Origin of the sequence: Citreimonas salinaria (assembly GCF_900107235.1) — a bacterium.
In the GTDB taxonomy this organism is placed as follows: Bacteria; Pseudomonadota; Alphaproteobacteria; order Rhodobacterales; family Rhodobacteraceae; genus Citreimonas; species Citreimonas salinaria.
In genome coordinates this window covers 192,515-217,056 of sequence record NZ_FNPF01000004.1, presented here as the reverse complement: position 1 = coordinate 217,056, position 24,542 = coordinate 192,515, and the positions used below count along the sequence as shown (strand labels likewise).

Genomic DNA, 24,542 nt, shown 5'->3' with positions numbered 1-24,542 from the left:
CGCCCGCGCCCGCGCTCCGCTTGCCGGTTTTCGACGCGGCGCATGTCGAATTCACGCCGCGCGGACCTGCGCCGGATGCGGCATTCCGACTGTCCGGCGCTATCACGCTTGCTGCCCCCTTGCCTCGCCGCCTATCCCGGTAGCCGGAGGATCGAGAGGAGGACAGCATGGGCTATCGCGAGGTCTACGACGCCTGGAAGGCGGACCCCGAGGGGTGGTGGATGGAACAGGCACAGGCCATCGACTGGGACACCGCACCCAGCCGCGCGCTGTTCGACCGGGGCGACGACCGTTACGAATGGTTCGCCGACGCGCGCGTGAACACCTGCTGGAACGCCGTCGACCGCCACGTGAAGGCCGGGCGCGGCGACCAGGCCGCGCTGATCCACGACAGCCCGATCACCGGCACCCAGCGGACCGTCACCTACGCCCAATTGCAGGACAACGTCGCCCGCCTGGCCGGCGCCCTGCGCGCCCGCGGCATCGAGAAGGGCGACCGCGTCATCATCTACATGCCGATGGTCCCCGAGGCGGTCGAGGCGATGCTGGCCTGCGCGCGGCTGGGAGCGATCCACTCGGTCGTGTTCGGCGGCTTCGCCAGCAACGAGCTGGCCGTGCGAATCGACGACGCCCGGCCAAAGGCCATCCTCGCCGCCAGCTGCGGGATCGAGCCGGGCCGCGTCGTCGCGTACAAGCCGCTGATCGACGCCGCGATCGAGCAGGCGAAGCACAAGCCCGAGTTCTGCATCGTGCTGCAGCGCGAACAGGCGCGTGCCGAGCTGATCGAGGGCCGCGATACCGACTGGCATGACGCCTGCGCCGCTGCCGAGCCCGCCGATTGCGTCCCGGTCGAGGGCACACATCCGGCCTACATCCTTTATACCAGCGGCACGACCGGCGCGCCCAAGGGCGTGGTCCGCCCCACCGCCGGGCACCTGGTGGCGCTGAACTGGACGATGCAGAACATCTACGACGTCCAGCCGGGCGAGGTGTTCTGGGCCGCGTCCGACGTGGGCTGGGTCGTGGGACACAGCTACATCACCTATGCGCCGCTGATCCACGGCAACACCAGCATCGTGTTCGAGGGCAAGCCCATCGGCACGCCCGATGCCGGCACCATCTGGCGCATCATCGCCGAGCACGACGTGAAATCCTTCTTCACCGCGCCCACGGCGTTCCGAGCCGTCAAGCGCGAGGATCCCAAGGCCGAGTACCTGGCGCAGCACGACATCTCGGGACTGCGGGCGATCTACCTTGCCGGTGAACGCGCCGATCCTGACACGATCGAATGGGCGCAGGGCGTCACCGGCAAGCCGGTCTACGACCATTGGTGGCAGACCGAGACCGGCTGGCCCATCGTCGCCATGCCCGCCGGGATCGAGAAGCTGCCGGTCAAGATCGGCAGCCCGTCGGTGCCGATGCCGGGCTGGGACGTGCAGATCCTGGGCGAGGACGGCCAGCCCCTCCCGCCGGACGCGCTGGGCGCCATCGCGGTCAAGCTGCCGCTGCCGCCGGGCGCGCTGCCCACCCTGTGGAACGCCGAGGACCGCTTCCGCAAATCCTACCTGTCGCGCTTTCCCGGCTACTACGAGACCGGCGATGCCGGCCTGATCGACGAGGACGGCTACCTTTATATCATGGCGCGCACCGACGACGTCATCAACGTCGCCGGCCATCGCCTGTCGACCGGCGGGATGGAGGAGGTGCTGGCCGCGCACCCGGACGTGGCCGAATGCGCGGTGATCGGCGTCGCGGACCCGCTCAAGGGCCAGCTGCCGATGGGATTCGTCTGCCTGACCAAGGGCGTGGATCGTCCACATGACGAGATCGCGCGCGAATGCGTGGCGCTGGTGCGCGACAAGATCGGCCCGGTGGCGGCGTTCAAGCTCTGCGCGGTGGTCGACCGGCTGCCCAAGACGCGCTCGGGCAAGATCCTGCGCCGGACGATGGTGCAGATCGCCGACGGCGCCGAGTTCAAGCCGCCCGCGACGATCGACGATCCCGCCATCCTCGACGAGATCCGCGCGGCGCTGGCCGGGCTGGGATATCCGAATCGGGGCTGAACCGCTGGCTGCGGCCAAGGCGGCCGCGGCCATGACATGAAGACGCCCGCCACCGGCCGGAACCGCCAGTCCGAGGATGACGAGACGGTGCCGACCGGCGCCGGGCCCGCACCCGCCGCGCGATGACTCTCGTCGCCGCGGCCCGCGGATGCGTGAGAAACGCCGAAAATTGTGGCGCCGTGCACACTCGTTACGCAACGGAGGGGGCCGGGGAAAAAAGGAAACATGACTATACTTGCGTGATGGTCCCGGCCACCTCACGATTCCGATCATGGCACGAATGCGTTACCATGCTGTGACAGGGATCACATCGCGAGGCGTTTCAGGCGTGCGAGGTGCGAGATGACGGACTGGACCGCCCCTGCGAACCCGGCGCTGCGTCCCGGGCCCGGCCAAGGCGGGCTGCTGTTCGGGGCGCTGTCGCAGGACGATGCCCGGACGCTGCGCACGATGGGCCGGCCGGTGCGCTTCCCGGCACGGCGCACCTTCTTCATCGAGGGCGAAGAGGACTCGAACCTGTTGATCATCGAAACCGGCCGCGTCGAGATCAGCCTGAACTCGGCCGAGGGGCGCCGCAGGATCCTGGCCCAGCTCGGCCCGGGCGCGGTGGTCGGAGAGATGGCGGCCCTGGACGGGCGGCCGCGCAGCACCACCGCCACGGCGGCGGTCGACGTGACCGGCCGGCTGGTCGACCGGGCGCACCTGCTGCGCTTCCTCGAAACCCGCCCGCGCGCCGCGATCGCCGTCATGCAGGCGGTCTGCGCCCGGCTGCGGCTGACCGTCGAGGTCTTGTCGGACCGCACCACGCTCGAGGCCGGGCCGCGGCTGGCCCGCTGCCTCGAGCGGCTGTTCGTGGACTGGGGAAAGCCGGACAAGCCGGGCGAGATCCGCATGGAGGCGGGCTTTTCCCAGACCGACCTGGGCGACATGTGCGGGCTGACGCGCGAAACCGTCAACCGCCACCTGCGCCGATGGGAAACCGATGGCATCCTGCGGCGCGACGGCGCATCCTTCGTCCTGCTGGACCCGGCGGGCCTTGCCGTGCATGCCCATCCCATGGCGTGATCGCTTCCGGATCGGCTTCGCTTGGGGCCTGACCGGGAACGCGATCTAGTCCGCGGACGGATCGCTTTCGTACAATTCCAGCGGCAGGCCGTCGGGATCGGCGAAGAAGGTGAACCGCCGGCCGGTCAGCGCGTCCACCCGGATATCCTCGACCGCGACGCCCTTCGCCTGCAACGCGGCGCGCGCCGCATCCACGTCCGCCACCGCGAAGGCCAGGTGCCGCAGGCCCTGCGCCTCGGGGCGCGAGGGGCGTTCGGGGGCGCCGGGAAAGCTGAACAGCTCCAGCCGCGTGCCGTCCGGCAGGCCCAGGTCCAGTTTCCAGCTGTCGCGCGCCTCGCGGAACGTCTCGTCGATCACCGGCAGGCCCAGCGTCTCGGTATAAAAGGCACGGCTGCGGTCGTAGTCGCCGCATATGATGGCCAGGTGATGCACGCCCAGAAGGTCCATCAGGGTCTCCTGCCTCAGACGAACTGTTCGCGGATCAGCCGTTCTTCCAGCCCGTGACCGGGATCGAACATCACCCGGTGGGCGACGCTCGGTTCCGACCGGATGTCGACGCGCACCACGTCGCGCACCGCGCGGGCGTCGGCCTCGGCCATGACGGGGCGTTTTTCGGGCTCCAGCACCTCGAAGGTGACCTGCGCGGTCTTGGGCAGCAGCGCGCCGCGCCAGCGCCGCGGCCGGAAGGCCGACATCGCCGTCAGCGCCAGCACGTCCGATCCGATTGGCAGGATCGGCCCGTGGGCGGAATAATTGTACGCCGTCGACCCCGCCGGCGTCGCGACCAGCGCGCCGTCGCAGACCAGTTCGGCCATCCGCACCTTGCCGTCGACGTGGATCTGCAGCCGGCTGGCCTGCGGTCCCGCGCGCAGCAGCGACACCTCGTTGATCGCCAGCGCCTCGTGGACCGAGCCGTCCAGCCGCGCGGCGCGCATCGCCAGCGGGTTGATCACCGCCTCCTCGGCCGCCTCCAGCCGGGCGGGCAGGTCGTGCTCGGAATAGCCGTTCATCAGGAAGCCCACGGTGCCGCGGTTCATGCCGTAGACCGGCGCGGGGTTGTCCTGCGTGCGGTGCAGCGTGGCCAGCATGAACCCGTCGCCGCCCAGCGCGACGATCACGTCGGCGCCGTCCTCGGCGTGGTCGCCGTAGCGCCGCGTCAGCGCGGCAAGGGCGGCCTGCGCCGTGGGTGCGTTCGAGGCGCAGAAGGCGATGCGAAGCGACATGGGCGGTCCTGGAGTTCCTGCGGTTTCCGAAAGGCGCGTTTCGTCCCCGACCCAACCACGCCGCGCCGCGAAACGCCAGCGCGCCCGCCCCTGCGGCGGTTTACGTGCTGGGTTTGCGGCCCGTGTTCCGCTATCCACGCCCCCAACGCGAATCCGACAGGAGCAGGACCATGAACGCACCGCACCGCGACGACGGCTTCTTCACCGAACGTCTCGAGACCCGCGACCCCGAGATCGCCGCCGCCATGCGCGGCGAACTGGGCCGCCAGCGCGACGAGATCGAGTTGATCGCATCCGAGAACATCGTCTCGGCCGCCGTGATGGAGGCGCAGGGCGGCGTGATGACCAACAAGTACGCCGAGGGCTATCCCGGCCGGCGCTACTACGGCGGCTGCGACTGGGTCGACGTGGCCGAGAACCTCGCCATCGAGCGCGCCTGCAAGCTGTTCGGCGTCGCCTACGCCAACGTACAGCCCAACTCCGGATCGCAGGCCAACCAGGGCGTCTTCACCGCGCTCCTGCAGCCCGGCGACACCATCCTGGGGATGAGCCTGGATGCCGGCGGCCACCTGACCCACGGCGCCAAGCCGAACCAGTCGGGCAAGTGGTTCAACGCCATCCAGTACGGCGTGCGCCAGCAGGACAACCTGATCGACTACGACCAGATCGCGCAGCTTGCGACCGAGCACCAGCCGAAGATGATCATCGCCGGCGGCTCTGCCATCCCGCGAATCATCGACTTCGCGAAGATGCGCGAGATCGCCGACAGCGTGGGCGCCTACCTGCTGGTCGACATGGCGCATTTCGCCGGCCTCGTTGCGACCGGGCTCTACCCGTCGCCCTTCCCGCACGCGCACGTCGCGACGACCACGACGCACAAGACCCTGCGCGGCCCGCGCGGCGGCATGATCCTGACCGACGACGAATCGCTGGCGAAAAAGCTCAACAGCGCGATCTTCCCCGGCATCCAGGGCGGTCCGCTGATGCACGTGATCGCCGCCAAGGCCGTCGCCTTCGGCGAGGCGCTGCGCCCCGAGTTCAAGGACTACCAGGCGAGCGTGATCCGCAATGCGCAGGCGCTGTCCGATCAGCTGATCAAGGGCGGGCTCGACACCGTGACCCACGGCACCGACACGCACGTCGTGCTGGTCGACCTGCGCCCCAAGGGCGTGAAGGGCAACGCGACCGAAAAGGCCCTGGGCCGCGCGCACATCACCTGCAACAAGAACGGCGTGCCCTTCGATCCCGAAAAGCCGACGGTCACCAGCGGCATCCGGCTGGGCAGCCCCGCCGGCACCACCCGCGGCTTCGGCGAGCCCGAGTTCCGGCAGATCGCCGACTGGATCATCGAGGTGGTCGACGGGCTGGCCGAGAATGGCGAGGACGGCAACGAGGCGGTGGAATCGAAGGTCCGCGCCGAGGTCGAGGCGCTCTGCGCGCGCTTCCCGATCTACCCGGCGCTTTGATCGCCTGACCTGTCCGAACGGGCGCGGCCTCGGTCGCGCCCGTTTTGCATGGGCGGGCCGCCGGCGCGCCCGCCGGTCGCTCCGCGAACAGCTGTCGGCATTCCGCCAGCGCGCGTCCCGCAGATCGCGGTCTCTTGACCTCGGAACCGGCGGCCCCGAGACTTCACGAAAAGCGAAAGGCAGACCGAATGAAACTGGTGCGTTACGGCAACCGCGGAGAAGAGCGGCCCGGCCTGATCGACAATGACGGCACGCTGCGCGACCTGTCGGGCGAGGTGTCCGACATCGACGGCAGCGTCCTCGCACCGCACCGCCTGCGCGCGCTCGCCGCGCTCGACTCGACGGCGCTGCCAAAGGTTGACGGCACCCCCCGCCTTGGCCCCTGCGTCGGCCGCGTGGGCAAGCTGATCTGCATCGGTCTGAACTATTCCGATCACGCGGCCGAGGCCGGCATGGCCGTGCCCCCCGAGCCGATCATCTTCATGAAGGCCACCAGCGCGATCTGCGGCCCCAACGATGATGTCGAACTGCCCGCCGGCGCCGAAAAGGTCGATTGGGAGGTCGAGCTAGCCTTCGTCATCGGCACCCGCGCCAAGAACGTGCCCGAGGCCGACGCCCTGTCGCACGTTGCCGGTTACTGCATCCTCAACGACGTCTCGGAACGGTCCTGGCAGGCGGAACGCCAGGGCCAGTGGACCAAGGGCAAGAGCCACGACACCTTCGCGCCGATGGGCCCGTGGCTGGTGACCGCGGACGAAGTCGGCGACCCGCACGATCTTGGCATGCGGCTCACGGTCGATGGCGAAAGCCGCCAGAACGGCTCGACCCGGACGCTGATCTTCGGCATCCCTCACCTGATCAGCTATCTCAGCGGCTTCATGACGCTTGAGCCGGGGGATGTGGTGACCACCGGCACGCCTCCGGGCGTGGGGCTTGGGATGCGCCCGCAGGTCTGGCTGCAGGACGGGCAGGTGATGCGCCTGGAAATCGACAAGTTGGGCGTTCAGGAACAGAAATGCGTGCGGACGAAGGCGTGAGCGACAGGACCGACCGGGGCAGCTACGACTACATCGTCGTCGGCGCCGGCTCGGCCGGCTGCGTGCTGGCCAACCGGCTGAGCGCCGATCCGAAGAACCGCGTCCTGCTGCTCGAGGCGGGCGGCAGCGACAACCGGTTCTGGGTCCACGTGCCGATGGGCTACCTCTACGCCATGGGCAATCCGTCGATGGACTGGTGCTTCCGCACCGAATCCGAGGAAGGCCTCGGCGGCCGCGCATTGAACTACCCGCGCGGCAAGCTGCTGGGCGGCTGTTCGTCGATCAACGGCATGATCTACATGCGCGGGCAGGCCCGCGACTACGACCAGTGGCGCCAGATGGGCAACGCGGGCTGGGGCTGGGACGACGTCCTGCCCTACTTCCGCAAGTCCGAGCACCACTTCGGCCCGGCGGACGAGAATCACGGCACCGAGGGCGAGTTGCGCGTCGAGCAGCAGCGCCTGAACTGGCCGATCCTCGACCACGTGGCCGAGGCCGCCGAGGAGATCGGCATCCCGCCCACCAAAGACTTCAACGACGGCGACAACGAGGGCTCGGGCTATTTCCCCGTCACCCAGCGCCGCGGCATCCGCTGGAACGCGCGCAAGGCGTTCCTCGACCCTGCGCGGCGCCGCCCAAACCTGCGGATCGAGACGGACGCCCATGTCGACCGGCTGATCCTGGACGGCACCCGCGTCACCGGCGTCGCCTACACGGTGCAGGGCGAGGCCGGCCGCGCGTCCGCGGGGCGCGAGGTGGTGCTCTCCGCCGGCGCCATCGGCACGCCGCAGATCCTGGAACTGTCCGGCATCGGCGACCCCGCCCTGCTGGCCGACCACGGAATCGAGACGCGCCACGCCCTGCGCGGTGTGGGCGAGAACCTGCAGGACCACCTGCAACTGCGCAGCGTCTGGAAGATCACCGGCGCCAAGACGCTCAACGACCGCGTCGCCAGCCTTTACGGCAAGGCCATGATCGGGCTGGAATACATGCTGCGCCGCTCGGGGCCGATGTCGATGGCGCCCAGCCAGCTGGGCATCTTCTGCCGCTCGTCGGACCGCGAGGACAGCGCCAACATCGAGTTCCACGTCCAGCCGCTGTCGCTCGACGCCTTCGGCTCGCCGCTGCACAGCTATCCCGGCATGACCGTGTCGGTCTGCAACCTGCGCCCCGAAAGCCGCGGCAGCGTGCACCTGCGCGCGGGCGACCCCAAGGGCGCGCCCGAGATCCGCCCCCGCTATCTTTCGACCGAAGGCGACCGCATCGTCGCCGTCGAAAGCCTGCGCGCCGCGCGCCGCCTGATGCACACCGAGACGATGCGCCGCTACCGGCCGCAGGAGGTGCTGCCCGGACCGGAACGCGACACCGACGCCGAGCTGGTCGAGGCCGCGGGACAGGTCGGCACCACGATCTTCCACCCCGTCGGCACCGCGCGGATGGGCGACGACGCCATGGCCGTGGTCGATTCCCGGCTGCGCGTCCACGGCCTGTCGGGCCTGCGGGTGGCGGATTGCTCGATCATGCCGACGATCGTGTCGGGCAACACCCACGCACCCGCGACGATGATCGGCGAGAAGGCCGCCGACATGATCCTGTCCGGCCGGTAGCCACGCTTTTTTCCGCGCCGCGGCTTCCCCCGGCGGACGCCCCCGGTCATGCTGCGCGCAGACAACCGGAGGTTTCCCATGCAGATCCACCGTGCGGGCGCCCGCCCGTCGCAATCCCCCAGCGCCGCCTACTTCACCGGCACCGTGCGCTTCGATCCGGTCGTGTCCGGCGACGATCCCTCGCCGGTCAAGGCGCTGATGGTCACGTTCGAACCCGGCGCCCGCACCGCTTGGCACACGCACCCCGCCGGCCAGACGCTGCACATCGTCTCGGGCCTCGGCCTCTGCGCGCGCGAGGGCGGGCCGGTCGAGGTGCTGCGCCCCGGCGACACCGTCTGGTTTCCGGCCGGAGAGAAGCACTGGCACGGCGCCGCACCCGATTGCGCCATGGTGCACCTGGCGATCCAGCAGGCGGTCGACGGGCAGACCGCCGAATGGATGGAGAAGGTCAGCGACGACGAGTATTCCGCCGCGCGCGCGGACTAGGGCGCCAGCCCCGCGGGCAGGCGCGTGGGCTTGCCTTCCATCGTGGCGCAGGCGGCGGTGACGCGGGCGCGGAACAGCACCGCGTCGCCGCGCAGCACCTCCTGCACCATCACCAGCCGCACGCGGGTCATCGATTCGACCTGTGTGCGCACCTCCAGCGCGTCGTCGTAGCGCGCGGGCGCGAGGTAGTCGCACTCGATCCGCCGCACGACGAAGACCACGCCCGCCTCGCGCATCGCGTTCTGGTCCAGCCCCTGTTCCCGCACCCAGTCCGAGCGCGCACGCTCGACGTATTTCAGATAGTTGGCGTGGTAGACGATCCCCGCCATGTCTGTGTCCTCGTAGTAGACGCGGACGGGAAAGCTATGGGTCATGCGCGGCCTCCCTGGTCGGGCCGACCCTACCGACCCGGCCGCGCGTTTCAAGGCGTCCGGTGCTTGCGCCGTCCACCGGCGCTGCGGCTGTGGAAGCCCGGCGGCCGCTTGCGCACCCATTCCGCGAACTTCGCCAGCCGGGGATGCGCCCGCAGCTTTTCCGGCGTGTCGTATTCGCGCGCCAGCTCGGCCTCGGTCAGGGTGGCGTGGATCTCGTTGTGGCAGATCTGGTGCACGCGCACGACCGGCCCGCCCTTGCCACCCTTCAGCTTGGGCGTCAGGTGGTGCAGGCTTTGTCTGGCCTGCGGCGGGATCGGACGCAGGCAGAGCGGGCAGACCGGATCATCCTGTTCCATCGCGCTTGTGCGTGCTCCCTCGACCGATCAGAAGGCTAGGCCATGACGGACGCGGTTCAAGAACACGACGCGCTGGTGATCGGCGGCGGCCCGGCCGGGCTGATGGCGGCCGAGGCGTTGCTGGCCGAGGGCCGCCGCGTCCTGCTGGCCGAGGCGAAGCCCTCCGTCGCGCGGAAATTCCTGATGGCGGGCAAGTCGGGCCTCAACCTCGCCAGGATCGAGAACCGCGCCGCCACGCTGGCGGCCTACGGCGGCGCGGCGGACCGCTTGCGCCCGATGCTGGACGCGCTCGGCCCCGAGGATGTGCGCGGCTGGGCCGAGGCGCTGGGGCAGGACACCTTCACCGGCTCGACCGGCCGGCTGTTCCCCACCGCGATGAAGGCTTCGCCGCTGCTGCGCGCGTGGCTGACGCGGCTGGACGCGGCCGGGCTGGACCGGCGCACCCGCTGGCGCTGGACCCGCTGGCAGGACGGCTTCGTCTTCGACACGCCCGAGGGCGCGGTGAGGGTGCTGCCGCGCGTCGCCGTGCTGGCCCTTGGCGGCGCAAGCTGGGCGCGGCTCGGCTCGGACGGCGCATGGGCCGATCGGTTGCGCCGCGCGGACGTGGACGTCGCGCCCTTCGCGCCGGCAAACGCGGGCATCAGGGTGAATTGGTCCGCGCCCATGCGGCAGCACTTCGGTGCGCCGCTGAAGAACGTGGGGTTCCGCGCGGGGGGCATCGCGTCGCGCGGCGAGGCGGTGATCTCGGCGCGCGGGCTGGAAGGCGGCGGCGTCTACCCGCTGTCGCCCGCGCTGCGGGCCAGCGCGCCGCTGGTGCTCGACCTGATGCCCGACGTGGATGCCGACGCCGTGGCCGCGCGGCTGGCCCGACCGCGCGGCAAGCGCAGTCTCGGCAATCACATCCGCCGCGTGCTGAACCTGCCGCCGCAGGTGCAGGCGCTGCTGACGGAATTCGCGCGCCCGCTGCCCGACGACCCTCAGGCGCTGGCGGCGCTGGTCAAGGCGCTGCCCGTGTCGCATGCGGGCCTGCGCCCGCTGGACGAGGCGATCTCGACCGCCGGCGGCGTGTCGTGGGCGGCGCTGGACGAAGGGTTGATGCTGGCGGACCATCCGGGCGTGTTCTGCGCCGGCGAGATGATCAACTGGGAGGCGCCGACGGGCGGCTACCTTCTGAACGCCTGCCTGGCCACCGGGCTGTGGGCCGGCCGTCACGCCGCCCGGTGGGGCAATTCCTGACGAATCGTTAATCCGCCTCTGCAAGCCATTGTTTTCTATAGGGCCGGGAGGTGTCCCACCGTGGGACACCTCCCGGAACCGGTCTCAGATCGCCGCCTTGAGGCTTTCCTCGAGGTAGATTTCCCGCAGCCGCAGCGCCTTCGGCCCCGGCGTGCCGTCGCCCACGGGGGTGTCGTCGATCCGCACCACCGGCGTCACGAAGGCCGAGGCCGAGGTGATGAACGCCTCGTCCGCCTGCTTGGCCTCGTCGACGGTGAACGGCCGCTCCTCGACCTCCATCTGCGCCTCGGCGGCGAAGCGCAGCACCGCCGCGCGGGTGATCCCGTGCAGGATGTCGTAGGACCGCGGCCGAGTCACGATCCGGTTGCCCTTGATGAAATAGGCGTTGTTGCTGGTCCCCTCTGTCACGAAGCCGTCCTGCACCATCCAAGCATCGTCGGCGCCGGCCTTCTTCGCCATCATCTTGCCCATCGAGGGATACAACAGCTGCACCGTCTTGATGTCCCGCCGTCCCCAGCGCTCGTCCGCGATCGAGATCACGTGCAGGCCCTTTTTCGCCGACGGGCTGTCGGCGAGGCCGGGCTTCGACTGGGTGAACAGCACGATCGTCGGCTCGGTCGTCTCGGGGTCGGGAAAGACGAAGTCGCGGTCGCCGGGCGCGCCGCGGGTGATCTGAAGGTAGATCAGCCCCTCGTCGAGGTCGTTCGCGCGGACCAGCTCGCGGTGGATCTCCAGCAATTCGTCCGTGCTCACCGGGTTGCGCATGCCCAGTTCGGTCAGCGAGCGGTCCAGCCGCGCGGCGTGGCCGGGAAAGTCGATGAGCTTGCCGCCCAGCACGCTGGTCACCTCGTAGACGCCGTCGGCCATCAGGAAGGCGCGGTCGAAGATCGACACCTTCGCCTCGTGCTCGGGCAGGTATTCTCCGTTGAGATAGACGGTGCGGGTCATTCCAGTCTCCATAGGGGCGGATCGGACGCGATCCGGAAGGTCGTCAGCGGCGCGATCAGCCCCAGAGGGCGGCTTCGGGCGGGTACACGCCGTTCTCGTCGAACAGCAGCGCCGGGTCGCGATCCTCGGCCAGCAGCAGCGGCCCGTCGAGATCGGTCACCATTGCGCCCTGCGCCACCAGCACCGCCGGCGCCATCGCCAGGCTCGATCCGACCATGCAGCCGACCATGACGTCGAAGCCGCGGGCAAGCGCGTCCTCGCGCAGGGCCAGCGCCTCGGTCAGTCCGCCGGTCTTGTCGAGTTTGATGTTCACCACGTCGTACTTGCCCTCGAGCTCGGGCAGCGAGGCCCGGTCGTGGCAGCTCTCGTCGGCGCAAAGCGGCACCGGCCGGTCGAGGCCGATCAGCGCGTCGTCGTCGCCGGCGGGCAGCGGCTGTTCGACCAGCGCCACGCCCAGCCGTGCGAGATGCGGCGCGAGTTCGCTGTAGATCTCGGCGCTCCAGCCCTCGTTTGCGTCGACGATGATCTTCGTTGCGGGCGCGCCGCGCCGGACGGCCTCGAGCCGGGGCATGTCGTCAGGCGTGCCCAGCTTGACCTTCAGCAGCGGGCGGTCGCCATGCTTGCGGGCCTGCGCCTCCATCGCGTCGGGTTCATCCAGCGACAGCGTATAGGCGGTGATCTCCGGCCCCGGCGCGGGAAGCCCGGCCAGCTCCCAGACGCGGCGGCCAGCGGCCTTCGCCTCGAGATCCCACAGCGCGCAATCGACGGCGTTGCGCGCGGCGCCCGCCGGCAGCGCCTGTTGCAGTGCCGCGCGGTCGATGCCGGCATCCAGCCCCTCGATCTGCGCGGCGACGCTGTCCAGCGTCTCGCCGTAGCGGGCGTAGGGCACGCATTCGCCCCGGCCGGTCACGCCGTCGCGGGTGATCGACACGGTCAGCACGCGCGCCTCGGTGCGCGAGCCGCGGCTGATGGTGAACGCCTGCGCCAAGCGGAACACGTCGCGGGTGACGGTGATGGTCATGGCTTTGCTCCTGCTGTCGGGTGGGGTCTGCGGGATGGCGGGCGGGGCGATGCGCGCGCCAGCGCGCGAGCGTCCGTCCCGCCAGCCCGTCACATCGCCAGAAGCGCGTCGGCCAGGCGATCCGCACCGTGGCGGTACGGATCGACCGTCGGCAAGCCCATCCGGCCCTCGACCTCGGCGCAATAGGCGCGGGCCTCGTCCTCGGACAGGTGCTGCGTGTTGATCGACACGCCCACGACCTGGCAGCCCGGGTTCGCGATCCGCGCCATCTGCAGCGACAGGTCGCGCAGGTCCTCGAGGCTGGACAGGCCGTAGCCCGGCAGCCCGCGCAGATGCGTGCGCGTCGGCTCGTGGCACAGGATCAGCGCGTCGGGCTGGCCGCCGTGGATCAGCGCCAGCGTCACGCCGGAATAGCTGACGTGGTACAGGCTGCCCTGCCCCTCGATCACGTCCCAGTGGTCGGGATCGTTGTCGGGCGTCAGCCACTCGATCGACCCGGCCATGAAGTCGGCGATGACCGCGTCCAGCGGCACGCCCTCGCCGGTGATCAGGATACCGGTCTGGCCGGTGGCGCGGAAGCTGCTCTTGGCGCCCTTCTCGCGCAGCGCGGCATCGACGGCCAGCGTCGTGTACATCTTTCCGACCGAGCAATCGGTGCCCACCGCCAGCACGCGCTTGCCGGACCGCTTGACGCCGTCGGCGATCGGATACTCGACCTCCGGGACGCGCACGTCATGCAGCGCGCGGCCGGTCGCCTCGGCCACCGCGACCAGGTCGGGCTCGTCGCGCAGCAGGTTGTGCAGGCCCGAGGCAAGGTCGAAGCCTTCCTCGAGCGCGTTGACCAGCACCTTCTTCCAGGCGGGCCCGATCACGCCGCCGCGGTTGGCGACGCCGATCACCAGCGTCTTGGCGCCGGCCTCGCGCGCCTCGGCCAAGTCCATGTCCGGCAGGCCCAGATCGGCCTTGCAGCCCTCCAGCCGGAACTGCCCGACGCAATTGCCGGGGCGCCAGTCCTTGATGCCCTGCGCGACCTTCGCGGCAAGGGAATCGGGCGCGTCGCCCAGAAACAGCAGGTACGGGGTCTCGATCATCGCGGTCTCCTACATCTTCGGGGCGCGCCTTCCGGCGCGCGGTCATCCAGCAGCACGCGTCCACGAACATATCGGGGCGCGACGGTTTCGCGCGACGATGCGCCGGCGCGCGGACAAATGCTTTGCTTCCTTCGCAGCTTTCCGCCGTCGCGCGCAAGATCATGCCCGGTTTTTCCCATCGCTCCGAAGATGCTTGCACGCCGCGCGGGCATCGCGGGCGAACCCGGACGACGCCCTTTTCGCTTGCGCAGCATTCGGCAATTTAATAACCCGTGAAATAACCGATACGTAATTTCCTTACGCACAGGCCCTCTCATGAGCTTTCGCATCCAGCCCCAGCCTCCCGCCCGCCCGAATCGCTGCCAGCTGTTCGGCCCCGGTTCCCGCCCGGCGATCTTCGAGAAGATGGCGAAAAGCGAAGCCGACGTAATCAATCTTGATCTCGAGGATTCGGTGTCGCCAGACGACAAGCCGGGCGCGCGGGCGAACATCGTGCAGGCGATCGGAGACATCGACTGGGGCGCGAAGACCCTGTCCGTGCGGATCAACGGGCTGGACACGCCCTACTGGTACCGCGACGTGATCGACCTGCTGGAGCAGGCGGGCGAAAGGCTCGACCAGATCATGATCCCCAAGGTCGGTTGTGCCGCCGATCTGTACGCGGTCGATGCGCTGGTGACGGCCGTCGAGGCCGCGAAGGGACGCAAGAAGCGCATCGCCTTCGAGGTCATCATCGAATCCGCCGCCGGCATCGCCCATGTCCAGGAGATCGCCGCCGCCTCGCCCCGCCTGCAGGCGATGAGCCTCGGCGCCGCGGATTTCGCCGCCTCGATGGGCATGGCCACCACCGGCATCGGCGGCACGCAGGAAAACTACTACATGCTGCACGAGGGACAGAAGCACTGGTCCGACCCTTGGCACTGGGCGCAGGCGGCGATCGTCGCGGCCTGCCGCACCCACGGCGTGCTGCCGGTCGACGGGCCCTTCGGTGACTTTTCGGACGACGACGGGTTTCGCGCGCAGGCGCTGCGTTCGGCCACGCTGGGCATGGTCGGCAAGTGGGCGATCCACCCGAAACAGGTCGCGCTGGCCAACGAGGTCTTCACCCCCTCGGACACGGCCGTGGCCGAGGCGCGCGAGATTCTCGACGCGATGGAGCAGGCCAAGGCACGGGGCGAGGGCGCGACCGTCTACAAGGGCCGGTTGGTCGACATCGCCTCGATCAAGCAGGCCGAGGTGATCGTGAAGCAGTCCGAGATGATCGCCGCGCGTTGACCGGATTGTCCATCCGCCGACAATTAATACCGCGCATTCTAGTCGCTCTTTACATGACAGGCACTCGTTAACCCCGCATCGCCACCATGGGCCCTGATCCGAACCAGGTGGGGGCCTGACATGATCGAATATCCATTCCTTGCCGGCTGGGCGGGCCTGCTTGCGCCGCTGTTCGTGGTGGCCGCGGGCTATGGCCGGTACGCGCGCGCCCCGGGCGAACGGCGGCTATTGCAGCTTGGCGCGGGGTGCGCGTTCGGCGCGGTCGCGGTGTTGCTCATGGCGATGCCGCTGCGCATCGCCGACGGCGTGATCGTCGACATGCGGGCCGTCCCCGTCGCGCTGGCGGCCGCGTTCCTCGGGCTGCGGGGCGGTGCCGTGGCGCTGTTCATGGCGATCGCGATGCGCCTGTGGATCGGTGGCATCGGAACCGGTGCCGGGATTGCGGCCCTGTTGTTCGGCGCGATCGCGGGCTTCGCCTGGAGTCAGGAGACCCGACCCGCCGAACGGTCGGCGCGCGACTACCTGCAGCTTGCCGCGATGGTCAGCCTGGGGCTCTGGACAATCGTGCTGTTGCCGACCCAAGCCGCCATCGGCGTGTTGACGGCCGCGCTTCCGCTGGTGCTGCTGAACATGCTCGTCCTGCCGCCGGCGGCCTTCCTGCTTGACGGGGCCCGCATGCCGCCGGTCCCGCGCCGGCTGCGCGCGACGCTCTAGGCCCGCAAGTCCTTGGGCGAGCCCATGACCACGAAGGTCTGTAGCGTGTTCACCTGCGGCAGCGCGCCCAGGATGTCGGTGTGGAAATGCTTGTAGGCGGCCAGGCTTTCGGCCTCGACCCGCAGCAGGTACTCGACCGCGCCGGTGATGTTGTGACACTCGCGCACCTGCGGCGCGGCCTCCATCGCGCGCTCGAAGGCCTGCTGCGCCGCCTTGGTATGCTGGCCCAGCCCCACCGTCACATAGGCAACGAAGCGAATGCCCGTCTTCTCGGGGCTGAGCACGGCGCGGTAGCCCTTGATGACGCCCGCCTTCTCGAGCGCCGCCACCCGCCGCAGGCAGGCCGAGGCCGAAAGGCCCACGCGCTCGGCCAGGGCAAGGTTGCTGATCCGCCCTTCGCGCGACAGCACCTGCAATATCCGCGCGTCCATGTCGTCCATGCTCGTCATATGTTGCGCACTATCGACTTCCCGAGGCACCTTTGCAATTCCTGACCGCGCCTACGCTACGATGATTGCGCAATGACCCTTGACCTGTTCGCCGCCCTTCTCGCCTTCGCCTTCGTCACCGTCATCTCGCCGGGGCCGAACAACCTGATGCTGATGGCATCGGGCGCGAATTTCGGCTTCGTCCGCTCGATCCCGCACATGGCGGGGGTGGGCCTGGGCTTTCCGGCGATGGTCGCGCTGGTCGGTGTCGGCGTGATGCGGGTCTTCCAGGTCTGGCCGATGGCGCAGACGATCCTGCTGACGGTGTCGATCCTCTACCTGCTGTACCTCGCCTGGAAGATCGCCAACGCCGCCCCGCCGGGACGCGCCGAGGCGACGGGCCGCCCGCTCAGCTTCCTCCAGGCCGCCGGGTTCCAGTGGGTCAATCCCAAGGCGTGGTCGATGGCGCTGGGGGCGATCACGCTCTACGCGCCGGGACGGGACCTGTCGGCGGTGCTGTGGGTCGCGGCGACCTACGTGGCGGTCTCGGTCGTCTCAACGTCGACCTGGATCGTGCTGGGCCAGCAGGTGCGCCGCATCCTGACCAACCCGATGCGCCTGCGCGCGTTCAACTGGACGATGGCGGCGCTTCTGGTCGCATCGATGATCCCCGTCCTGCTGGGCTGAGCCGGTGCGGGCGCGATGTTGCATCCGCCCCGCCCAAGCGGCATACAGCCCTGCAACGCAGGAGAGACGGGCATGACGCATTACCTCGACTTCGAGAAACCCCTGGCCGAGATCGAGGGCAAGGCCGAGGAACTGCGCGCGATGGCCCGCGGCAACGACGAGATGGACGTCGAATCCGAAGCCGCGGCGCTGGACCGCAAGGCCGACGCCATGCTGGTCGACCTCTACAAGAAACTGACGCCCTGGCGGAAATGCCAGGTCGCGCGCCACCCCGACCGGCCCCATTGCCGCGACTACATCGAGGCGCTGTTCACCGAATACACTCCGCTGTGCGGCGACCGCGCCTTCGGCGACGACGCCGCGGTGATGGGCGGCCTTGCGCGGCTCAACGACCGCCCAGTGGTGGTCATCGGCCACGAGAAGGGCAACGACACGCAATCGCGCATCCACCGCAACTTCGGCATGGCCCGGCCCGAGGGGTATCGCAAGGCGGTGCGCCTGATGGACATGGCCGACCGCTTCGGCCTTCCGGTGGTGACCTTGGTCGACACGCCGGGCGCCTATCCCGGCAAGGGCGCCGAGGAACGCGGCCAGTCCGAGGCGATCGCCCGCGCGACCGAGAAGTGCCTGCAGATCGGCGTGCCGCTGGTCTCGGTCATCATCGGCGAGGGCGGCTCGGGCGGCGCGGTGGCCTTCGCCACGGCGAACCGCGTGGCTATGCTGGAGCATTCCGTCTACTCGGTGATCTCGCCCGAGGGCTGCGCGTCGATCCTGTGGAAGGATTCCGACAAGATGCGCGAGGCGGCCGAGGCACTGCGCCTGACCGCGCAGGACCTGCACAAGCTGGGCGTCGCCGACCGGGTGATTCCCGAGCCGCTGGGCGGCGCGCACCGCGATGCGGCCACCGCAATCGCGCATGTGGGCGAGACGATCGCCGCCATGCTGGCCGATCTCGACGGGCTGGACCCCAAGGCGCTGGTCAAGGCGCGGCGCGAGAAGTTCCTGCATATCGGCGACAAGGGCCTGGCCGCCTGAGCAGGCGCCTCAGCTTGCCAGCATCCGCAGGCCCTGCGTCACGTCCGAGCGCACCGCCAGCCGCAACCCGGGCTCGTCCCCGGCCTTGAGCGCCGCGACGATCAGCCGGTGGTATTGCGGCGGCTCGGTCCGGCGCAGCCGCCCGTAAAGCGCCCGCATCGTCGGGCCCAGCTGCAGCCATACCGTCTCGCACATGGCCAGCATCGCCGGCGCCTGCGCCCGCAGGTACAGCGTGCGGTGGAATTCGAGGTTCGCGCGGATGTAGCCCACCGCGTCGCGGTTGCTGACCACGTCGGCGATGTGGTGGTCGATCGCCTGCAGCCGGTCGATCAACGCCATGTGCGCGCGCGGCAGCGCGCGGCTCGCCAGCTCGACCTCGATCAGGGCGCGCAGGGCGGCCAGTTCCTCGATCCGCTCGTTCGACAGTTCGGGCGTGGCGACCCGCCCCGAGGACGACATCGACAGCGCGCCCTCGGCGACCAGCCGCTGCACCGCCTCGCGCGCGGGCGTCATCGAGACGCCGAACTCGCGGCCGATGCCGCGCAGCGTCAGGGCAGCCCCCGGCGCGATCTGGCCGTGCAGGATGCGCGTGCGCAGCCCGCGATAGACCTTGTCATGCGCCGATTGGGCCGAGTCGGGGATACGGGGCTGGACCTGCATGGCGCGACTGTGATCACAGCCGCGAGCGGCGTCAATGCGGCTTCGCGCGCGGCCCGATCAGGTGTCGAAACGGTAGCGGTGCAGCGTCGCGCCGTTGTCGTGCAGCCAGCGCCGGGGCGCGCGCCAGTCGCCGTAAAGCCGCTCGACCACCGCCCAGAAGGCCGGCGAGTGGTTCATCTGCGCCAGGTGCGCCACCTCGTGCGCGGCGACGTAGTCCAGCACCTCGGGCGGGGCGAGGATCAGCCGCCATGAATACATCAGCCCGCCATCGGCCGTGCACGACCCCCAGCGCGAGCGCGTGTCGCGCAGCGTCAGCCGCGCGTAGCCGCGGCCAAGTGCTGCCGCGTGGCGGTCTGAGGCCTCGGCCAGCCGGTCGCGTGCTCGGGCACGCAGCCAGCCGCGCAGGCGCGCGCCCGCATCGGCCGCAGCACCCGGCACCAGCAGCGCGCCGCCCTCGACCCGCACCGACCGTCCCGCCCCCGGCTGGACGCGCCGCTCGACCCCCTCGATCGGCAGGACGCTGTCGTGGGTCACGTCGACCATCCCCTCGTGCCGGTCGATATGCCCGCGCAGCCAATCCTCGCGGTCGCGCAGGAAGGCCAGCCCCGCCGCCTCGGTCACGCCGCGGGGCAGCGTCAGCGTCACCCGGCCGTCCAGCTGCGACAGGCGCAGCGACAGCCGCCGCGCGCGGGCCGAGCGGCGAAGAATGACGTCGATGTCGGGGTTGCCGGGCAGGCGGATCTGTCCCATATGAATGGCTTCCGTGGCATCCGCGTTTAAGGCTTTGACAGCTTCCGACCGTTATGGCAGGGGACGCGGATCGTGCCAAGACCAGCAGTTGAAGGGGACACCATGCCCAAGGAAGAATGGGGCACCAAGCGCCTGTGCCCCACGACCGGCAAGCGGTTCTACGACCTGAACCGCGATCCCGTCGTCAGCCCCTATACCGGCGAGGTGGTGAACCTCCAGACCGGCAAGGCCAGCATGATCGCCGCAGACCAAGCCGACAAGGCGTCGAAGGCGAAGTCCAAGAAGGACGACGACGATGATGTCGATCTGCTGGACGATGATGACGTCGACGTGGATATCGAGGACGATACCGTGCTCGAGGACGAAGACGACGACAACGTGTCGCTCGACGACATCACCGACGTGTCCGACGAGAAGGACGAGTCCTGAGAAAACGGCGCGGGGCGGTGATTTTTCCGCTTGATCCCGCCCGCGCCATCGCCTAGTCACCCGCCCACACGGGCGCTGACAGGCGCACCGATGGGGCCTTAGCTCAGCTGGGAGAGCGCTTGCATGGCATGCAAGAGGTCAGGGGTTCGATCCCCCTAGGCTCCACCATCCCCCCTCCGATCCGTTGCCGATTCGCGCCACCCGGCCGCCGCTGCATGTCTTGCGCGCTTGGCCGCCGAACCCTGCGCATGCGCGCGAAGTCCCGCAATCCGCGCACCGACCCAGCGCGGGGCCCACATTGACACCGGCTGGCTTTGCGCCCATCCAGACCTTTGCGGCAGGAAACACCGGAGCAGCCCAGACATGTCGATCCCTCAATCCGGCGGCGGGCCGATCGAACGCCATGAGCAGCTGGCCGAATATCTCGCCGCGGGCTGCAAGCCGAAGGATCAGTGGCGCATCGGCACCGAGCACGAGAAGTTCGGCTATTGCAAGGACAGCCACCGCCCCCTGCCCTATGACGGCGCCCGCTCGATCAAGGCGGTGCTCGAGGGCCTGCGCGACCGCCACGGCTGGTCCGAGGTGCGCGAGGGCGGCAAGATCATCGGCCTAGAAAAGGACGGCGCCAACGTCAGCCTGGAACCCGGCGGGCAGCTGGAACTGTCGGGCGCGCCGCTCGAGACGATCCACCAGACCTGCGACGAGGTGAACGCGCACCTGGCCGACGTGAAGGACATCGCCGACGAGATCGGCGTGGGCTTCATCGGGCTGGGCGCCGCGCCGGAATGGTCGCACGACGACATGCCGCTGATGCCCAAGGGGCGCTATGCCCTGATGGACGGCTACATGCAGAAGGTGGGCACCGCCGGCACCACGATGATGCGGCGCACCTGCACGGTGCAGGTGAACCTCGATTTCGCGTCCGAGGCCGACATGGTGCAGAAGATGCGCGTGGCGCTGGCGCTGCAGCCGGTGGCGACGGCGCTGTTCGCCAATTCGCCCTTCTTCGAGGGCAAGCCGAACGGCCACAAAAGCTGGCGCGCGCGAGTCTGGCGCCATCTCGACGAGGCGCGCACCGGCATGCTGCCCTTCGCCTTCGACGACGGCTTCGGGTTCGAGGCCTGGGTCGACTACGTGCTGGATGTGCCGATGTACTTCGTCTACCGCGACGGCAAGTATATCGACGCGCTGGGGCAAAGCTTCCGCGATTTCCTGAAGGGCGAGCTGCCGGCTCTGCCGGGCGAGAAGCCGACCCTGTCGGACTGGGCGGACCATCTGACCACGGTCTTCCCCGAGGCGCGCGTGAAGAAGTTCATCGAGATGCGCGGCGCCGACGGCGGCCCGTGGCGGCGGCTTTGCGCGCTGCCGGCCTTCTGGGTCGGGCTGATCTACGACCAGGGCGCGCTGGACGCGGCCTGGGACCTGGTCAAGAACTGGGACGCCGAGACGCGCGAGGCGCTGCGCGTCGCCGCATCGGTCGACGGGCTGCAGGCCGAGGTGAACGGCATCTCGATGCACGCGCTGGCGCGCGAGGTTCTGAAGATCGCCGAGGCCGGCCTGAAGGCCCGCGCCCGTCCCGGCGCCGGCGGGCTGGTTCCGGACGAGACGCATTTCCTCAACGCGCTGAAGGAAAGCGTGGAAAGCGGCGAAGTGCCCGCCGACGAGCTGCTGCGCCGCTACCACGGCGACTGGAATGGCGACCTGAGCCGCATCTACGACGAATACAGCTACTGACCGGGCGGCCGGGGCGCTGCCCCCGCCCGCCTGCGGCGGACTCTTCCGGAGACCCTGAACCCGAACGAAGAAGCGGACGCCGTGGCAAACGGCGTCGGCGCTCTGGCGGAACGCGCAGTCCGCCGTGCGCGATGGCACGAACGGCCGTGCGGGCGGGCGGCGCGGACGCCGCCCACGTCGGTCAGTAACCCAGCGCGCAGCCGTCCTTGCGCGGGTCGGACCCGCCTTCCAGCACGCCGTTCTCGTGGATGCGGATCGCCTGCGCGCCGCCGATCGCGACCTTGGGCGTCTCGATCTCGTGGCCCATGTCGGCCAACTCGGCACGGACCGCGTCGGAATATCCGCGTTCCAGCTGCAGCTTGCCCTTCTCGGCAAAGCTGCGCGGTGCGTCGATCGCCGCCTGCGGGTCCATGCCGAAATCGACCATGTTCGACAGCACCCGCGCATGACCGTTGGGCTGGTACTGCCCGCCCATGACGCCGAACGGCATCGTCACGCGCCCGCCCTCGCGCAGCATGGCGGGGATGATCGTGTGCATCGGCCGCTTGCCGCCCTTCAGCTCGTTCGGATGCCCCTCGGCCAGCGAGAAGCCCGCGCCGCGGTTCTGGAAAAGGATGCCGTACTTGTCGGACGCGATCCCCGATCCGAAGCCGTGGAAGATCGAATAGATCAGCGACACCGCCATCCGGTCGCGATCAACCACGGTGATGTAGATCGTGTCCTTGTGCACGGCCTCGGACAGAGCGGTCGGCGACTTGGCCATCGCGCGCCGTGGGTCGATCAGCGCGGCCAGCTTCTCTGCCGTCTCGAGGTCGGCAAGGTGCTCGATCCGGCCGCCCATGTGCTCGGGATCGGCCAGGAAGCGGTTGCGCGCGTCGTAGGCGAGCTTCGCGGTCTCGGCCTCGATATGGGCGCGCTGTGCGCCGAAAGGGTCCATCGACCCGATGTCGAACTGCGCCAGCATGTTCAGCATCAGCTGCGCGATCACCCCTTGACCGTTGGGCGGATGCTCGAGCAGCTCGCGTTCCTTGTACATCGCGGTGATCGGGTCGGCGATGGTGCAGGCGACGTTGGCGAAGTCGTCCGCGGTATGCACGCCGCCCAGCGCGTTCAGCGTGGCCAGCATGTCCTGAGCGACCTCGCCCTCGTAGAACGCCTTGCGGCCGTCCTGCGCGATCCGGCGCAGCACCTCGGCCTGCCCGGGCAGGCGGAAGACATCGCCCACCTTCGGGCGCGACCCGTCGGCGTGCATGTAGTGGCGCCGGCCGCTCTCGGACAGCGTGTCTTCGCTGTCCTCCCAGTCGAAGGCGACGCGCGGGCTGACAGGCACGCCCTCGTCCATGTAGCGCATCGCGGGCGCGAGGCTGTCCGAAAGGCCCAGCTTGCCCCAGCGTTCGGACATCGCGCAGAAGGCGTCGATCGCGCCGGGGATCGTGACCGCATGCGCCGATTGCAGCGGGACGGTGTCGTGCCCCTGCTCGCGCAGGGCTGCCGCGTCGGCGGCGGCGGGCGCCCGCCCCGAGCCGTTGACCGCGATCACGTCGTCGCCCCCGGCGGGCGAGATCAGCGCGAAGCAGTCGCCGCCGATGCCCGTCATCTGCGGCTCGGCCACGCCCAGCACCACCGCGCCGGCGATCGCCGCGTCGATCGCGTTGCCGCCCTGCTTGAGAATGTCGATCGCGGCCCCCGCGGCCAGCGGGTGCGACGTCGCGCACATCCCGTTGTTCGCCAGGACGGCCGAACGGCCCGGTCGTTGAAAATCGCGCATCTGCTCTCCCCTGTCGGTCGCGCGCATCTTAGGCACCGGCGGGGGCTAGTCAAACGAGTGTGGAGGGACCGGCCGGCGCGCAACGCGATTTCCTCGGCGCCCCGCACGGCGGGGGCAGTTTCGGCGGGACGCCGAGGCGAGCCATGACAGCTACACCCCCTGACATCGCGTCCGAATCCGGCGCCGCGATGGCGTCGGTCGGTCATTTTCGGGCGCGGGCGGCGGCAAAGAAGGGGATCACCAGGTCGAGTCGATTTTCCCCCGCGCGCCGCGCGAAACGGACGCGGCGGCACAGCCGGCCGATGATCGACCAGCCGAAACCGCCCTCGGGCAACGTGTCGGCGCGCGGCGGCGCGGCGCATGGCGGGGGCGGATAACCGGTGGGCATCGGAAGACCGCGATCGCGCAGGCGCACATACATCGCGTCGTCGCGCAGCCATGCGGAAAGGGTGAAGGCCGCGCCCGGCCGCTCTGCAAGCGCATGTTCGACGATGTTGGTGCAGGCTTCGGCCAGCACGATCTCCCACGCATCGTCTCGCGCCGCCAAGGGATGGGCGTCCACCATCTCGTCGCGGAGCGCGATCAGGCACGCGGTCACCGCCTCGTGGCGCGCGGCGACCCTGTGGTGGTGGTCGGGCTTGCCGGAAGGAGGTTTCACGCCCGCCGCAAGCCTAGCCGTGCGCGGCCGTCGCCTCGTCGACCGAGGCGTGGATGCGGAAGATCGAATCCATCCGGGTCATGCGAAACACCTTGTCGACGACAGGACCGAGCGCGGCCAGTTCCATCCGGCGGCCGTTCGGCATCAGCTTCATCGCCGCGACGATCGCGCCCAGCCCGCTGGAATCGATGAACCCGACCGGCCCGAGATCCAGGATCAGCGTCCCGGTCGACGCCTCGATCTGTTCCCGCATCTCCTCGCGGAAGCGGATCGCCACGGCGGCGTCGATGCGCGGCACGTCGACCGTCACGAGGTAGGCATCGCCCAGCTGGCGCCCGTTCAGTTTCATCGCAACCTCGCAACTCATACCACTTGGACCCTAGACCCCAATGGTTACATTTCGGTATTCTTGCGCCAGCGCGCGGCTCTGC

Annotated in this window: 26 protein-coding genes and 1 tRNA gene; 14 read left to right on the top strand and 13 right to left on the bottom strand. The window is 69.6% G+C overall.

Features of this window, described 5'->3' with window-relative positions:
* Positions 1-167 precede the first annotated feature (167 nt).
* Entirely contained in the window at positions 168-2,063 is a 1,896-nt protein-coding gene (locus BLW27_RS07105) for a propionyl-CoA synthetase (RefSeq protein ID WP_089881480.1), read from the top strand.
* 342 nt (positions 2,064-2,405) lie between these two features.
* Positions 2,406-3,128 (top strand): Crp/Fnr family transcriptional regulator, encoded by a 723-nt coding sequence (locus BLW27_RS07100; protein ID WP_089881477.1) that lies wholly within the window; start codon positions 2,406-2,408, stop codon positions 3,126-3,128.
* Positions 3,129-3,173: 45 nt separating this feature from the next.
* On the opposite strand, the gene gloA2 is transcribed toward BLW27_RS07100, so the two are convergent.
* Both gloA2 and BLW27_RS07090 read right to left on the bottom strand, forming a co-directional pair.
* Positions 3,174-3,575 carry an SMU1112c/YaeR family gloxylase I-like metalloprotein gene (gene gloA2 / locus BLW27_RS07095; RefSeq protein WP_089881474.1) on the bottom strand — a complete coding sequence of 134 codons (402 nt, stop codon included), beginning with the start codon at positions 3,573-3,575 and terminating at the stop codon, positions 3,174-3,176.
* Between the two features lie 14 nt (positions 3,576-3,589).
* A complete protein-coding gene (locus BLW27_RS07090; RefSeq protein WP_089881469.1) occupies positions 3,590-4,351 on the bottom strand; it encodes an NAD kinase in 762 nt (253 codons plus the stop codon).
* A 170-nt stretch (positions 4,352-4,521) separates the two neighbouring features.
* On the opposite strand from BLW27_RS07090, the gene glyA reads away from it, so the two are divergent.
* The 4 genes from glyA (at position 4,522) to BLW27_RS07070 (ending at position 8,947) form a co-directional block, all read left to right on the top strand.
* Positions 4,522-5,817: a serine hydroxymethyltransferase gene (glyA, locus tag BLW27_RS07085; RefSeq protein WP_089881467.1), complete on the top strand. Its 1,296-nt coding sequence runs from the start codon at positions 4,522-4,524 to the stop codon at positions 5,815-5,817.
* A 188-nt stretch (positions 5,818-6,005) separates the two neighbouring features.
* Entirely contained in the window at positions 6,006-6,854 is an 849-nt protein-coding gene (locus tag BLW27_RS07080; RefSeq protein WP_089881463.1) for a fumarylacetoacetate hydrolase family protein, read from the top strand.
* On the top strand, positions 6,851-8,461 hold the full coding sequence (locus BLW27_RS07075; protein ID WP_245710805.1) for a GMC family oxidoreductase: 1,611 nt from the start codon (positions 6,851-6,853) through the stop codon (positions 8,459-8,461). The genes BLW27_RS07080 and BLW27_RS07075 overlap by 4 nt, the downstream gene beginning before the upstream one ends.
* A 78-nt stretch (positions 8,462-8,539) precedes the next feature.
* Complete coding sequence (locus BLW27_RS07070; RefSeq protein ID WP_089881457.1) at positions 8,540-8,947, top strand: (R)-mandelonitrile lyase; 408 nt, start codon at positions 8,540-8,542, stop codon at positions 8,945-8,947.
* Here the strand turns inward: BLW27_RS07070 and ybgC are convergent.
* Both ybgC and BLW27_RS07060 read right to left on the bottom strand, forming a co-directional pair.
* Positions 8,944-9,321, bottom strand: coding sequence for a tol-pal system-associated acyl-CoA thioesterase (gene ybgC, locus BLW27_RS07065; protein ID WP_089881454.1), 378 nt, complete (start codon positions 9,319-9,321; stop codon positions 8,944-8,946). The two genes, BLW27_RS07070 and ybgC, sit on opposite strands and share 4 nt — an antisense overlap.
* Positions 9,322-9,368: 47 nt before the next feature.
* Positions 9,369-9,677 carry an HNH endonuclease gene (locus BLW27_RS07060; protein ID WP_089881451.1) on the bottom strand — a complete coding sequence of 103 codons (309 nt, stop codon included), beginning with the start codon at positions 9,675-9,677 and terminating at the stop codon, positions 9,369-9,371.
* A gap of 42 nt (positions 9,678-9,719) precedes the next feature.
* Between BLW27_RS07060 and BLW27_RS07055 the strand changes: the two genes are divergently transcribed.
* Positions 9,720-10,913 (top strand): TIGR03862 family flavoprotein, encoded by a 1,194-nt coding sequence (locus BLW27_RS07055; protein WP_089881448.1) that lies wholly within the window; start codon positions 9,720-9,722, stop codon positions 10,911-10,913.
* Positions 10,914-10,997: 84 nt separating this feature from the next.
* Here BLW27_RS07055 and BLW27_RS07050 read toward each other — a convergent pair whose 3' ends face one another.
* The 3 genes from BLW27_RS07050 to dgcN form a co-directional block, all read right to left on the bottom strand.
* On the bottom strand, positions 10,998-11,861 hold the full coding sequence (locus tag BLW27_RS07050; RefSeq protein ID WP_089881444.1) for a D-amino-acid transaminase: 864 nt from the start codon (positions 11,859-11,861) through the stop codon (positions 10,998-11,000).
* Positions 11,862-11,916: 55 nt separating this feature from the next.
* A complete protein-coding gene (gene dgcA / locus BLW27_RS07045; RefSeq protein ID WP_089881439.1) occupies positions 11,917-12,882 on the bottom strand; it encodes an N-acetyl-D-Glu racemase DgcA in 966 nt (321 codons plus the stop codon).
* An 89-nt stretch (positions 12,883-12,971) separates the two neighbouring features.
* Positions 12,972-13,973 (bottom strand): N-acetyltransferase DgcN, encoded by a 1,002-nt coding sequence (gene dgcN, locus BLW27_RS07040; RefSeq protein WP_089881436.1) that lies wholly within the window; start codon positions 13,971-13,973, stop codon positions 12,972-12,974.
* Positions 13,974-14,288: 315 nt separating this feature from the next.
* Between dgcN and BLW27_RS07035 the strand changes: the two genes are divergently transcribed.
* Together BLW27_RS07035 and BLW27_RS07030 are read left to right on the top strand one after the other, a co-directional pair.
* Positions 14,289-15,248 carry an L-malyl-CoA/beta-methylmalyl-CoA lyase gene (locus tag BLW27_RS07035; RefSeq protein WP_089881434.1) on the top strand — a complete coding sequence of 320 codons (960 nt, stop codon included), beginning with the start codon at positions 14,289-14,291 and terminating at the stop codon, positions 15,246-15,248.
* A gap of 120 nt (positions 15,249-15,368) precedes the next feature.
* Complete coding sequence (locus BLW27_RS07030; RefSeq protein ID WP_089881431.1) at positions 15,369-15,962, top strand: LytS/YhcK type 5TM receptor domain-containing protein; 594 nt, start codon at positions 15,369-15,371, stop codon at positions 15,960-15,962.
* Here the strand turns inward: BLW27_RS07030 and BLW27_RS07025 are convergent.
* Positions 15,959-16,402 (bottom strand): Lrp/AsnC family transcriptional regulator, encoded by a 444-nt coding sequence (locus tag BLW27_RS07025; RefSeq protein ID WP_425429279.1) that lies wholly within the window; start codon positions 16,400-16,402, stop codon positions 15,959-15,961. The genes BLW27_RS07030 and BLW27_RS07025 overlap by 4 nt on opposite strands.
* 81 nt (positions 16,403-16,483) lie before the next feature.
* Here BLW27_RS07025 and BLW27_RS07020 point away from each other — a divergent pair, with 81 nt between their 5' ends.
* Positions 16,484-17,077: a LysE family translocator gene (locus BLW27_RS07020; RefSeq protein WP_089881425.1), complete on the top strand. Its 594-nt coding sequence runs from the start codon at positions 16,484-16,486 to the stop codon at positions 17,075-17,077.
* A 72-nt stretch (positions 17,078-17,149) separates the two neighbouring features.
* On the top strand, positions 17,150-18,112 hold the full coding sequence (locus tag BLW27_RS07015; RefSeq protein WP_089881422.1) for an acetyl-CoA carboxylase carboxyltransferase subunit alpha: 963 nt from the start codon (positions 17,150-17,152) through the stop codon (positions 18,110-18,112).
* A 9-nt stretch (positions 18,113-18,121) separates the two neighbouring features.
* On the opposite strand, the gene BLW27_RS07010 is transcribed toward BLW27_RS07015, so the two are convergent.
* Together BLW27_RS07010 and BLW27_RS07005 are read right to left on the bottom strand one after the other, a co-directional pair.
* Positions 18,122-18,772: a GntR family transcriptional regulator gene (locus BLW27_RS07010; RefSeq protein WP_089881419.1), complete on the bottom strand. Its 651-nt coding sequence runs from the start codon at positions 18,770-18,772 to the stop codon at positions 18,122-18,124.
* 57 nt (positions 18,773-18,829) lie between these two features.
* Positions 18,830-19,522 carry a M48 family metallopeptidase gene (locus tag BLW27_RS07005; protein ID WP_089881416.1) on the bottom strand — a complete coding sequence of 231 codons (693 nt, stop codon included), beginning with the start codon at positions 19,520-19,522 and terminating at the stop codon, positions 18,830-18,832.
* Between the two features lie 102 nt (positions 19,523-19,624).
* Between BLW27_RS07005 and BLW27_RS07000 the strand changes: the two genes are divergently transcribed.
* From BLW27_RS07000 to BLW27_RS06990, 3 genes are all read left to right on the top strand, one after another.
* Entirely contained in the window at positions 19,625-19,951 is a 327-nt protein-coding gene (locus tag BLW27_RS07000; RefSeq protein ID WP_089881413.1) for a TIGR02300 family protein, read from the top strand.
* Between the two features lie 92 nt (positions 19,952-20,043).
* Positions 20,044-20,119, top strand: a tRNA-Ala gene (locus tag BLW27_RS06995).
* A gap of 195 nt (positions 20,120-20,314) precedes the next feature.
* Positions 20,315-21,685 carry a glutamate--cysteine ligase gene (locus BLW27_RS06990; protein ID WP_089881410.1) on the top strand — a complete coding sequence of 457 codons (1,371 nt, stop codon included), beginning with the start codon at positions 20,315-20,317 and terminating at the stop codon, positions 21,683-21,685.
* 181 nt (positions 21,686-21,866) lie between these two features.
* Here BLW27_RS06990 and ggt read toward each other — a convergent pair whose 3' ends face one another.
* From ggt to BLW27_RS06975, 3 genes are all read right to left on the bottom strand, one after another.
* Positions 21,867-23,453, bottom strand: coding sequence for a gamma-glutamyltransferase (ggt, locus tag BLW27_RS06985; RefSeq protein ID WP_089881407.1), 1,587 nt, complete (start codon positions 23,451-23,453; stop codon positions 21,867-21,869).
* Between the two features lie 202 nt (positions 23,454-23,655).
* Positions 23,656-24,111, bottom strand: a complete 456-nt coding sequence (locus BLW27_RS06980; protein WP_143042217.1) for an ATP-binding protein — start codon at positions 24,109-24,111, stop codon at positions 23,656-23,658.
* 13 nt (positions 24,112-24,124) lie between these two features.
* Complete coding sequence (locus BLW27_RS06975; RefSeq protein ID WP_089881906.1) at positions 24,125-24,460, bottom strand: STAS domain-containing protein; 336 nt, start codon at positions 24,458-24,460, stop codon at positions 24,125-24,127.
* Positions 24,461-24,542: the final 82 nt, after the last annotated feature.

Coding starts and splice junctions, on each gene's coding strand:
- BLW27_RS07105 (WP_089881480.1), top strand. CDS start 168: ATGGGCTATCGCGAGGTCTACGACGCCTGGAAGGCGGACCCCGAGGGG.
- BLW27_RS07100 (WP_089881477.1), top strand. CDS start 2,406: ATGACGGACTGGACCGCCCCTGCGAACCCGGCGCTGCGTCCCGGGCCC.
- gloA2 (WP_089881474.1), bottom strand. CDS start 3,575: ATGGACCTTCTGGGCGTGCATCACCTGGCCATCATATGCGGCGACTAC.
- BLW27_RS07090 (WP_089881469.1), bottom strand. CDS start 4,351: ATGTCGCTTCGCATCGCCTTCTGCGCCTCGAACGCACCCACGGCGCAG.
- glyA (WP_089881467.1), top strand. CDS start 4,522: ATGAACGCACCGCACCGCGACGACGGCTTCTTCACCGAACGTCTCGAG.
- BLW27_RS07080 (WP_089881463.1), top strand. CDS start 6,006: ATGAAACTGGTGCGTTACGGCAACCGCGGAGAAGAGCGGCCCGGCCTG.
- BLW27_RS07070 (WP_089881457.1), top strand. CDS start 8,540: ATGCAGATCCACCGTGCGGGCGCCCGCCCGTCGCAATCCCCCAGCGCC.
- ybgC (WP_089881454.1), bottom strand. CDS start 9,321: ATGACCCATAGCTTTCCCGTCCGCGTCTACTACGAGGACACAGACATG.
- BLW27_RS07060 (WP_089881451.1), bottom strand. CDS start 9,677: ATGGAACAGGATGATCCGGTCTGCCCGCTCTGCCTGCGTCCGATCCCG.
- BLW27_RS07055 (WP_089881448.1), top strand. CDS start 9,720: ATGACGGACGCGGTTCAAGAACACGACGCGCTGGTGATCGGCGGCGGC.
- BLW27_RS07050 (WP_089881444.1), bottom strand. CDS start 11,861: ATGACCCGCACCGTCTATCTCAACGGAGAATACCTGCCCGAGCACGAG.
- dgcA (WP_089881439.1), bottom strand. CDS start 12,882: ATGACCATCACCGTCACCCGCGACGTGTTCCGCTTGGCGCAGGCGTTC.
- dgcN (WP_089881436.1), bottom strand. CDS start 13,973: ATGATCGAGACCCCGTACCTGCTGTTTCTGGGCGACGCGCCCGATTCC.
- BLW27_RS07035 (WP_089881434.1), top strand. CDS start 14,289: ATGAGCTTTCGCATCCAGCCCCAGCCTCCCGCCCGCCCGAATCGCTGC.
- BLW27_RS07030 (WP_089881431.1), top strand. CDS start 15,369: ATGATCGAATATCCATTCCTTGCCGGCTGGGCGGGCCTGCTTGCGCCG.
- BLW27_RS07025 (WP_425429279.1), bottom strand. CDS start 16,402: ATGGACGACATGGACGCGCGGATATTGCAGGTGCTGTCGCGCGAAGGG.
- BLW27_RS07020 (WP_089881425.1), top strand. CDS start 16,484: ATGACCCTTGACCTGTTCGCCGCCCTTCTCGCCTTCGCCTTCGTCACC.
- BLW27_RS07015 (WP_089881422.1), top strand. CDS start 17,150: ATGACGCATTACCTCGACTTCGAGAAACCCCTGGCCGAGATCGAGGGC.
- BLW27_RS07010 (WP_089881419.1), bottom strand. CDS start 18,772: ATGCAGGTCCAGCCCCGTATCCCCGACTCGGCCCAATCGGCGCATGAC.
- BLW27_RS07005 (WP_089881416.1), bottom strand. CDS start 19,522: ATGGGACAGATCCGCCTGCCCGGCAACCCCGACATCGACGTCATTCTT.
- BLW27_RS07000 (WP_089881413.1), top strand. CDS start 19,625: ATGCCCAAGGAAGAATGGGGCACCAAGCGCCTGTGCCCCACGACCGGC.
- BLW27_RS06990 (WP_089881410.1), top strand. CDS start 20,315: ATGTCGATCCCTCAATCCGGCGGCGGGCCGATCGAACGCCATGAGCAG.
- ggt (WP_089881407.1), bottom strand. CDS start 23,453: ATGCGCGATTTTCAACGACCGGGCCGTTCGGCCGTCCTGGCGAACAAC.
- BLW27_RS06975 (WP_089881906.1), bottom strand. CDS start 24,460: ATGAAACTGAACGGGCGCCAGCTGGGCGATGCCTACCTCGTGACGGTC.